We start from the raw sequence: 10,029 nt of genomic DNA on the forward strand, positions 1-10,029 counted from the left end.
CCCAGCCGCAGGCACCTGCAAGCAAGCCCGCGCCGCAGCCCAAGCCAGCCCCGGCCCCGCAGCCCGCGCCCGCGCCGCAGCCCAAGCCAGCCCCGGCGCCCGCCCCGCAGCCAGCCGCAAGCCCGGCCCAGCAGCCCAAGTCTGCCGCGGCGCCCGAGCCCTCGCTCGCGGATGCGCCCGAGGACGCCCAGAAGGTGCTCGACATGCTGTCCAGCGTGTTTGGCGACGTCAAGTACGCGGGGGTGGAGAAGGCGCAGGACAAGTAGCCGCCAGGCGTGTCGGCGCGCGGTGCCGCCCGGCCCGGGCACGTGCCGCCGCCGGCGCGCCCCTTGGTTTTTGGGTATGGGCGCGCTGCGTGCGGTCTGTCCGTCCACGCGGCGTATCATTCGTTGGGTACATACAATAGGATGCTTGAAGGCAACTGGACGAGAAGGGCGTGGCGCCTCGCGCCGAGGCCCGGCCGCAGGTGCGGCGGGCGTGCGCACGAGGGGGCCGTTCTTCTCACCGTCAGACGATTCCCCAGATAGGAGAACCACGCATGAACATGCAGCAGATGATGAAGCAGGCGCAGAAGATGCAGAAGCAGCTTGCGCAGGCGCAGGACAAGCTGGGACAGACGGAGGTCTCCGCCTCCGCGGGCGGCGGCATGGTCAAGGTGACCGGCACGGCCGACGGCCACATCACCGGCATCAAGCTTGACCCCGAGGCGCTCGACCCGGAGGACGTGGAGATGCTGGAGGACAGCATCCTCGCGGCCGTGAACGAGTGCCTGGAGAGCGGCCAGAACGTGGCCAACCAGCAGATGAGCGCCATCACCGGCGGCATGAACATCCCGGGGATGTTCTAGTGGCACAGGCTCTGGAGTGGGCGCCGGCCGGCGAGACGCAGGTGCCGGCGGACGACCGCGCGCTGCAGCGGCTGCTTGACGAGCTGGGGAGGCTCCCCGGCATCGGGCCAAAGTCCGCCCAGCGCATAGCGTACTACCTGCTGGAGGCCGACGCGGAGACGGCCCGCCGCCTGGCCAACGCCATCCTGCAGGTAAAGGAGCAGGTGCACTTCTGCCCCATCTGCTTCAACTATGCCACGCGCGAGCACTGCGACATCTGCGACGACCCCACGCGCGACCGGGGCACGATCTGCGTGGTGTCCGAGCCGCGCGACGTGCAGGCAATCGAGCGGACCGGCAGCTACCGCGGGCTCTACCACGTGCTGGGCGGCGTGATCTCGCCCATGGACAAGGTGGGGCCGGAGCAGCTGCACGTGCGCGAGCTGCTCAAGCGCCTGGCGGACGGGGAGGTGCACGAGGTCATCCTCGCGACCAACCCGGACGTGGAGGGCGAGACCACGGCCACGTACCTGAGCCGGATCATCCGCCCGCTGGGTGTGGAGGTCACGCGCCTGGCGAGCGGGCTTCCCGTGGGCGGCGACCTGGAGTACGCGGACGAGGTGACCCTTGGCCGCGCGATTGAGGCCAGAAGGGCGCTCTAGCCAACGTTTTGGGGCGCGCCCCCGCGGATTCGTGCAAGAATCACGGCAGACACCAGACAGGGAGGTCTGACACATGAGCCAAAGCGCAAACGACTCCTACACGTCGCGCCACGCCCGCCATGCGGCGAGCGGCGCGGGCGGGGTGCGTGTGCCTAAGGGCACGGGCCGCCCGACCGGTGGCACGCACTTTGCGGGATCGACCACCAACCACTACAAGAACTACTCCGTGGGCCGCGACTACGACAGCGACGGCATGGCCGAGCAGGCCGCGCCGCGCCCCGTGCTCGACCCGGCGGCGACCGGCTCGTTCCAGCGGATCGACGCGAGCATGGGCGCCAAGGTGGAGAACCGCACCAACGTGGAGCAGCTCTCCGCGGACAGCACGTCGTCCTGGCGGCGCAGCGGCTACGGCAACGAGATGCGCATATCCGACGCGTACCGCCCCCAGACGCGCAGCCACGAGACCAAGACCCACACGAGCCGCAAGTTCGTGGCGATCGTGACGGTGCTGATAGTGGTCGTGATCGCGTGCGGCGCCTACCTGGCTCACGTGCTCCTGACGGCCGAGCCCACCACGACGACCAAGACCACGCAGGCCGAGAAGGTCGTGGCGGACGTGGACGAGACCATCAGCTACCGCGGCACCGCCTACTCGCTGTCAAAGCAGGCGGACGGCTCGTACGCGATCGTGAGCACCCAGAAGAAGGGGGCCGGCCTCACGGTGCTGAGCTCGCTCAACGGCACGCCCAAGAAGTTCGTGCTGTACAAGGGCACGATCCTTGTGCCGGAGGACCTCGAGGGCGGCTGGGACGTGCTGGCCTACACCATCGGCACGGGCCAGCCGGCGTCGCAGGTGGTGGGCTCGGACGGCAAGGCCGTCACGGGCACGGGCACGATCAAGTCCGTCAAGCTCAGCGGCACCAACCTCGTGATTGCGGACAGCAAGGGCAAGACGACCAAGGTCGCGGTCGCGGGCTCGGCCACCTCGATCTCGCAGGGGTCGAGCGCGTCGGACGGCTCGAGCTCAGGCTCCGGCAGCACGTCGTCCAGCGGCACGTCCACGAGCGAGTAGGCGCGTCCTTCTGGCCGCGGGACTTGTGCGCAAGTGGTGGAGAAGAACTTTCTCAAATTAGTTCTGGACAAAGCCACGCGGTTGCATGTAATATAGCTTTCGCACTGATGCACGGGGTGTTAGCTCAGCTGGTTAGAGCGCCGGCCTGTCACGTCGGAGGTCGCGGGTTCAAGTCCCGCACATCCCGCCATTCATGTATTCAGGGCTTCGGGAAACCGGGCCCTTTTTTCTTGCCTTACAGCAAGGGGTGTTAGCTCAGCTGGTTAGAGCGCCGGCCTGTCACGTCGGAGGTCGCGGGTTCAAGTCCCGCACATCCCGCCATCAATGGTTAGAGGGACCCTGGCACGCGCCGGGGTCCCTTTTTTGCGTATGTCTGCGCAGCCCAGACGCCGGTGCGCCCGTCTCGCGCGACGGCCCCGTGCCAATGGGATACAATCTCTAAATGCTGCCAACGCGGTAGCTTTATTGATAGGTACGGGAAGAAACGAGCTGACGTGGACATCTCCAGGAAGACAGACTACGCGCTGCGCATGCTTGCGGAGCTCGTCCGGTCGGACGACGTGGTGTCCGTTCGCGCCGCGGCCGAGAAGAACGGCGTTCCGTACTCGTTTGCCCGCTCCATCCAGCACGACCTCGTGGCCGCGGGCCTCATCGAGAGCAGCCGCGGCGCGCACGGCGGCATGCGCCTGTGCGTTGACCCGCGCGACGTGACGATGCGCCAGGTTATCGAGGCGATTCAGGGGCCGGTGTACGTGTCCACCTGCGGAACGGCGGGCCCGGACGGCGAGCCCTGCCCCTTCAGGCCCGAGTGCCACTTCAACCCCGTGTGGTGCGAGGCGGAGCGCATCCTGGCACGCTACTTCGACTCCGTCACGCTGTACCAGGTGGTGTGCGAGCACCAGCACCCCATGCTCACGCCGGACAGCGACTTTGAGCTGACGGGCCCCACGCCCCGCGTGCCCGACGTCCCCAGCGCAAGGTAGCCGCATGGCAGGCGCAAGCGGCGCGGCGCGCGGTAAGGCCGAGGCGCCCGTGCTGCCAAAGGGCTTCAGGCGCACGGTGCTCGCGCGTGGCCGCGAGCTCTATCGCGACCTCCCGTGGAGAAGGACGCGCGATCCCTACCAGATCTGGATATCAGAGGTGATGCTCCAGCAGACGCAGGTCAGCCGCGTGGACGGGCGCTGGCAGCGCTGGTGCGAGCGCTTCCCCAGCGTGGACGCGCTTGCGGCGGCGGCCGCGGCGGACGTGCTGGAGGAGTGGCAGGGCCTGGGCTACAACCGTCGCGCGCTGGCGCTGTGGCGCGCTGCCGGCATCGTGAGCGCGGCGGGCGGCACCATGCCGCGCGAGCAGGCGGACCTCGTGGCGCTGCCGGGCGTGGGCCCGGCCACGGCGGCGGGCATCCGCGCCTTTGCGTACGACCTGCCGGGCGTCTACCTCGAGACCAACGTCCGCTCCGTCTTCCTGCACGAGCTCTTTCCGGGGCGGGAGGGCGTGAGCGACCGCGAGCTGGTGCCGCTGGTCGCGGCCGCCTGCCCGCCAAACGCGAGCGACCCGCAGGATGACCCGAGGACGTGGTACTACGCCCTTCTCGACTACGGCGCGTACCTAAAGAAAACCGTGCCAAACCCGTCGCGGCGCTCCAAGGCGCATGCGCGGCAGTCGCGCTTCGAGGGCTCGCACCGCCAGAAGCGCGCCGAGCTGGTGCGGCTGCTTCTGGACCACCGTACAGACAGCCCGCATGGTGTCAACATTGCGACACTTGTCGACGAGATGTGTAGAACAGAGGTCCAGGCGGGTAGAAAGAAACTGTCTGCCCGCCAGGTGACTGGACTGCTTGAGGAGCTCGAGTCAGAGGGCTTCTGCCACAAGATAGGTGGCAATTGGAGCGCCTGAGCCGTACAATGTGGGTGGCACGGTTGGAAGAGCGGACGGGCGTCGGGCCTGTCCGGTTCGGAGAGGAGAACGTGCATGGCAGTCGATTTTGAGAACTCCCAGACCAAGAAGAACCTCGAGGCGGCGTTCGCCGGCGAGTCCCAGGCCACGAACAAGTACGCGTTCTATGCAAGCAAGGCCAAGAAGGAGGGCTACGTCCAGATCTCGAACATCTTCACGGAGACCTCCGGCAACGAGCGCGAGCACGCGAAGCTGTGGTTCAAGTACCTGCACGACGGTGACGTTCCCGACACCCTGACCAACCTCAAGGATGCCGCCGCGGGCGAGAACTACGAGTGGACCGACATGTACAAGGGCTTTGCCGAGACCGCCGACAAGGAGGGCTTCAAGGAGCTCGCCGCAAAGTTCCGCCTGGTGGGCGACGTGGAGAAGCACCACGAGGAGCGCTACAACAAGCTGGCCGAGAACGTCGCGAACGGCCACGTCTTCGAGCGCGAGGGCGTCAAGGTCTGGAAGTGCCTGAACTGCGGCCACATCCACGTTGGCCCGACGGCCCCCAAGGTCTGCCCGGTCTGCAACCACCCGCAGAGCTACTTCGAGGAGCTGGCGGTCAACTACTAGTTGCGACTGGTTGCCGGCAGGCAACCGCAAGGGTCCGCGTCTGACGGGCCCGCGCCATAGGTCCCCCCAAGGGCGGTCCGCACGCATGGTCGTGCGGGCCGCCCTTCTTGCGTTGGGGGAGAAGGACGAGGCGCCGTGACTGTGACTCGGCCGCGCCACGGAGGCGCTGCAACGCCCCTGGCCCTCAACTGGCAAGCTCTGCGTTTCCGCACGTCAAATTAGTTATCGGTTTAGGCGATAACCATTAAACGTATAGTTAAAGATAGCGTTTACCTGCGGAAACGTCGTTTTTCTCGCCCACGCTATATGAAAATCCTTGTGCCAGAAATGCCGTGCCCTATTATGTGTTCACAACGAAAGCGAGAACCAACGCACCGAATGGACGCGCTCACGATGAAGACCAGAACGGACATGCAAGCCAGGAGCAAGACGATGCTCTAGCCCGGGCTCAGAGAACTGCCAGAGAGCAGAGGGGTAACCGGGCGAACGACCAACGGAACGACGAAACAGATCATCAGAGCGGGCGAGAAGAGCCCGCACCAACGCATAAAGGAGACCACATCATGGCATTCGAACTCGACCCCAGCTTTGCAAAGGACCCCGAGAAGCACTTCAACACCCTGCAGGTACACGCGGGTTGGGCGCCCGACCCCACCACCGGCTCCGCCGCGCTCCCCATCTACGCGTCCGCCGCGTTCCAGTTTGACGACGCGGCCGACGGCGCCGCAAAGTTCGCCCTCACCAAGCCGGGCAACGTCTACGGCCGCCTGACCAACACCACTACCGACGCCGTCGCGGCCCGCGTCGCCGCGGTCGAGGGTGGCACCGGCGCCGTGGCAGTCGCCTCCGGCCATGCCGCGGAGATTCTGGCGCTCACCAACCTCGTCGGCGCCGGTGACGAGATTGTCGCCTCCGACTCGCTGTACGGCGGCACGTGGAACATCTTCCTGCACACCCTGGGCGACCTGGGCGTCAAGACCACCTTCGTGGAGAACAACGACATCGACGGCTTCGTCAAGGCCACGACCCCCAAGACCAAGCTCTGGTACGTGGAGACCATCGGCAACCCGCTGGTCGACGTCGCGGACGTGCCCGCCATCGTCGAGGCTGCCAACTCCCTGCCGAGCCCCGTGCCCGTCTTCGTGGACAACACCTTCGCAACGCCGTACATCTACCGTCCGGCCGAGGACGGTGCGGCCGTGGTGATCGAGTCCCTCACCAAGTGGATCGGCGGCCACGGTGCGACCCTGGGCGGCGCCGTCGTCGACACGGGCAAGTTCGACTGGAAGCAGGACCCGGACAAGTGGAGCACGCTCGCCAAGCCCGACCCCTCCTACCACGGCATCGTCTTCGCGGATGCGGCCCCCGCGGCGCCGTTCGCCACGCGCGTCCTCGCCAACAAGCTGCGTGACTTTGGCCCCACGCTCTCCCCGTACGCGGCGCAGCTCATCGGCCTCGGCCTCGAGGACCTGTCCCTGCGCGTCCAGCGTCACTCCGACAACGCGCTCGCCGTCGCCAAGTGGCTCAAGGAGAACCCCAAGGTCACGTGGGTCCGCTACTCCGGCCTCGAGGACGACCCGAGCCACGAGACCGCCACGCGCCTCTTCAGGCACGGCTTTGGCGGCGCGCTGGTCTTTGGCGTCAAGGGCGGTCGCGAGGCTGGCCTCAACGTCGTCAACAACGTGAAGCTCTTCACGCACCTGGCCAACGTGGGCGACGCCAAGTCCCTCATCATCCACCCCGCCTCCACCACGCACTCCCAGCTCACCAAGGAGCAGCTCGAGGCCGCTCACCTCTCCGAGGACCTCATCCGCCTCTCCGTCGGCATCGAGGACGTGGACGACATCATCGCCGACCTCGACCAGGCCATCTCCAAGGCGTAGCATCGCCCGCGGCACGGCCGCAGACACACGCAAGCAAGAAGAACGCCCCGTCACGCCCGCAGCTCCTGCGGCGCGCGGCGGGGCGCTTCTGTTGCGGCTTGCTGCCGCGGGGGCGCGTCCTTCTCTCGCGTGCGACCTTGCGCCTGCCTGCCGATGAGCCTGCCGAGAAGGGCTAGGCGTCCTTCTTGTCCGCACCGTTGTGGGCCGCGTCAAAGGCCTTGGCCCTGGCGGCCATCTGCCGCCTGACCTCCGGGTCGCGCGGGTGCAGGCGCACGAACTCCGCGAAGCCCTCCACGGACCAGTCGTGCCAGTCGGTGGTGTCTCCCAGGTTCACGAACATGCAGGTGGGGACCTCGCCCAGCGCGAGGTTCTTGCGGATGCACGCGTCGCAGCCAAAGTTTCCCTTGGCCAGGTTCTGGGGGTTGTTGGGGTTGCACGGGCACTTGAGGTCGTCGCACGTGCAGAAGTGCCTTCCGCCGTCAGACATGGTTACCTCTCCTTTGTTTTGCGGGCAGCGGCCTTGCCGGCTGCCTTCGTCCGCGTGCCGGACTTCGCCTTGGAGCCAGGCTTCCTTGCGTTTGGCTTGCCGTTCGCCTTGAAGGCAGAGGGGCAGATGTCCACGCACGGGCACGCGTCGCACTTGGGTCGCTGCGCCGTGCAGGTGTCGCGGCCAAAGTGGATCCACTCCTCGTTGACGTAGGTCCAGAGGTCGCTTGGGATCAGGCCAAGCAGGTCCTTCTCCGCCGCCGCGGGCGTGCTCGCGCGCGTGAGGCCCAGGCGCGTGGCGATGCGGAACACGTGCGTGTCCACCGCGATGCCCTCGCAGATGCCAAACGCCTTGTTGAGCACGATGTTCGCGGTCTTGCGGCCCACGCCGGGCAGGCGGCAGAGCTCCTCCATGGTGTGCGGGACCTCCCCGCCAAAGTCCGCCATGATCATCTGGGACGCCTCCACGCAGTGCAGCGCCTTGGCGCGCCAGAAGCCGATGCTGCGGATGACCTCGCCCACCTCGGCCGGGTCGGCCTGGGCCATGGCCTCGGGCGTGGGCCAGCGGCGGAAGAGCTCGGGCGTCACGCGGTTGACGCCGGCGTCCGTGGTCTGGGCGGAGAGCATCACGCAGATCGTGAGCGTGAAGGGGTCGTGGTAGTCGAGCGCGCTCTGCACGCCCGGGTAGCGCTCGTGCATGCGCCGGCAGAACTCGACCGCCCGCTCCCTGCGGCTTGCCTTCGACTCGCGTGGCATGTCCTTCTCGCCCCCGTCTTTGGTGCCCTCACGTTGGTGGTTCATGATACCCGCTTTTGCGCGGGGCATACGCGATGTCGCGCACGGCCCGTTTGCCACCGTGCGCAAACTAGTGTCCATAACCACTTGTTGGATTTTATAGAATGTGTAGTTACGGTGGACGCGGGCAACCGGTGCCACCCCAAAGCAGCCGGGCACAAGTCGGAGGATGGTTTCATGAGCGCACCCATTGCAAACTACCTGCTAACCAACGATGACCTGTACCTCATGGGCAAAGGCGAGTGGTTCCGCAGCTACGAGAAGCTCGGCGCACATCCTTGCAACAAGGACGGGGTCGAGGGCTACTGGTTTGCCGTGTGGGCGCCCGACGTCAAGGGCGTCAGCGTCATAGGCGACTTCAACGACTGGGAGCTGGACGCCACACCGCTCACGTGCACGCCCACCAACGGCGTGTGGTACGGCTTTGCGCCGGGCGCCACGGAGGGCCAGCTCTACAAGTACGTGATAGAGACCGCCCAGGGCGACCTGCTGTACAAGGCCGACCCGTACGCGTTCTACGCCGAGTGCCCCCCGGGAACGGCCTCGCGCCTGACGAACCTTTCCGGCTACGAGTGGCAGGACGAGAAGTACCTGGCCACGCGCTCGCAGCAGAACTTCTTCAAGCGTCCGCTCAACATCTTCGAGTGCCACCTGGGCAGCTGGAAGCGCCACCCGGACGGCCTGGCCGGCAACGGCGACCCTGACTCCGAGGACCACAGCGGCAGCTACCTCACCTACGACGAGCTGTCGGACGAGCTGGTCAGCTACGTCAAGGAGATGGGCTACTCGCACATCGAGGTGCTGCCCGTGATGGAGCACCCGTTTGACGGCTCCTGGGGCTACCAGGTGACGGGCTACTACGCGCCCACGAGCCGCTACGGCAACCCAAAGCAGTTCAAGCACTTTGTGGACGCCTGCCACCAGGCGGGCATCGGCGTGATCCTGGACTGGGTGCCCGGCGGCTTCTGCCGCGACGAGCACGGCCTGGTGCACTTCAACGGCGAGAAGCTGTACGAGAAGGAGGAGCACCCCAACTGGGGCACGTTCAAGTTCGACTTCACCAAGAACGAGGTCCGCAACTTCCTCACGTCCAACCTGCTGTACTGGGTGGGGGAGTACCACGCGGACGGCATCCGCATGGACGGCGTCACGTCCATGCTGTACCTCAACTTCGGCGTGGACGACCCGGGCCAGAAGAAGTTCAACTCCCGCGGGACCGAGGAGGACGACGCCTCCATCGAGTTCATCCGCAACTGCAACGACACGGTGGCCAAGTACTACCCGGACGTGATGATGATCGCGGAGGAGTCCACGGCGTGGCCGCTCGTCACGTATCCCACGTCCGACGGCGGCCTGGGATTCCACTTCAAGTGGGACATGGGCTGGATGAACGACACGCTGCACTACATGCAGACCGACTTCCCGTACCGCCCCGGCAACCACAAGCTGCTGACCTTCTCCACCATGTACCAGTTCAACGAGAACTTCATCCTGCCGCTCAGCCACGACGAGGTCGTGCACGGCAAGTGCTCGCTCATCACCCGCATGCCGGGCGACTACTGGCGGCAGTTTGCGGGCATGCGCGCCCTCGCGCTGTACCAGATGACGCACGCGGGCGGCAAGCTCAACTTCATGGGCAACGAGATAGCGCAGTTCATCGAGTGGCGCTACTACGAGGGCATCCAGTACTTCCTCACGGACGAGTACGAGAGCCACGCCCACCAGCAGCACTACGTGAGCTGCCTCAACCGGTTCTACAACGAGCACCCGGCCCTGTGGCAGGACTCCTAC

General features: G+C 66.4%; 11 protein-coding genes and 2 tRNA genes. 11 read left to right on the forward strand and 2 right to left on the reverse strand.

Annotated elements, in window-relative coordinates; all coding sequences use genetic code 11:
• The 10 genes from ACI38Z_RS06995 to ACI38Z_RS07040 form a co-directional block, all read left to right on the forward strand.
• The coding region (locus tag ACI38Z_RS06995; protein WP_439789473.1) for a hypothetical protein at positions 1-266 on the forward strand (266 nt) is incomplete at its 5' end.
• A gap of 272 nt (positions 267-538) precedes the next feature.
• The gene (locus ACI38Z_RS07000; RefSeq protein ID WP_439789474.1) at positions 539-847 is read left to right on the forward strand and encodes a YbaB/EbfC family nucleoid-associated protein; all 309 of its coding nucleotides are present in this window, start codon (positions 539-541) and stop codon (positions 845-847) included.
• Positions 847-1,488 (forward strand): recombination mediator RecR, encoded by a 642-nt coding sequence (gene recR / locus ACI38Z_RS07005; protein WP_439789475.1) that lies wholly within the window; start codon positions 847-849, stop codon positions 1,486-1,488. The genes ACI38Z_RS07000 and recR overlap by 1 nt, the downstream gene beginning before the upstream one ends.
• Before the next feature lie 73 nt (positions 1,489-1,561).
• On the forward strand, positions 1,562-2,560 hold the full coding sequence (locus ACI38Z_RS07010; protein ID WP_439789476.1) for a hypothetical protein: 999 nt from the start codon (positions 1,562-1,564) through the stop codon (positions 2,558-2,560).
• A gap of 113 nt (positions 2,561-2,673) precedes the next feature.
• Positions 2,674-2,750, forward strand: a tRNA-Asp gene (locus tag ACI38Z_RS07015).
• Positions 2,751-2,804: 54 nt separating this feature from the next.
• Positions 2,805-2,881, forward strand: a tRNA-Asp gene (locus ACI38Z_RS07020).
• Positions 2,882-3,054: 173 nt separating this feature from the next.
• Positions 3,055-3,543, forward strand: coding sequence for an RrF2 family transcriptional regulator (locus tag ACI38Z_RS07025; protein WP_439789477.1), 489 nt, complete (start codon positions 3,055-3,057; stop codon positions 3,541-3,543).
• 4 nt (positions 3,544-3,547) lie between these two features.
• Entirely contained in the window at positions 3,548-4,453 is a 906-nt protein-coding gene (locus ACI38Z_RS07030) for an adenine glycosylase (RefSeq protein ID WP_439789478.1), read from the forward strand.
• Between the two features lie 75 nt (positions 4,454-4,528).
• A complete protein-coding gene (gene rbr, locus ACI38Z_RS07035) occupies positions 4,529-5,074 on the forward strand; it encodes a rubrerythrin (protein ID WP_439789479.1) in 546 nt (181 codons plus the stop codon).
• Between the two features lie 563 nt (positions 5,075-5,637).
• Positions 5,638-6,957 carry an O-acetylhomoserine aminocarboxypropyltransferase/cysteine synthase family protein gene (locus tag ACI38Z_RS07040; RefSeq protein ID WP_439789480.1) on the forward strand — a complete coding sequence of 440 codons (1,320 nt, stop codon included), beginning with the start codon at positions 5,638-5,640 and terminating at the stop codon, positions 6,955-6,957.
• A 172-nt stretch (positions 6,958-7,129) separates the two neighbouring features.
• Here the strand turns inward: ACI38Z_RS07040 and ACI38Z_RS07045 are convergent, their stop codons facing one another.
• Both ACI38Z_RS07045 and nth read right to left on the reverse strand, forming a co-directional pair.
• A complete protein-coding gene (locus tag ACI38Z_RS07045; RefSeq protein ID WP_439789481.1) occupies positions 7,130-7,444 on the reverse strand; it encodes a DUF6485 family protein in 315 nt (104 codons plus the stop codon).
• Between the two features lie 2 nt (positions 7,445-7,446).
• Entirely contained in the window at positions 7,447-8,199 is a 753-nt protein-coding gene (nth, locus tag ACI38Z_RS07050; protein ID WP_439789483.1) for an endonuclease III, read from the reverse strand.
• Positions 8,200-8,415: 216 nt separating this feature from the next.
• Between nth and glgB the strand changes: the two genes are divergently transcribed.
• Positions 8,416-10,029: 1,4-alpha-glucan branching protein GlgB (gene glgB, locus ACI38Z_RS07055; RefSeq protein WP_439789482.1), on the forward strand; the 1,614-nt coding region annotated here is incomplete at its 3' end.

Origin of the sequence: Parafannyhessea sp., from assembly GCF_051876455.1 — a bacterium.
In the GTDB taxonomy this organism is placed as follows: domain Bacteria; phylum Actinomycetota; class Coriobacteriia; order Coriobacteriales; family Atopobiaceae; genus Parafannyhessea.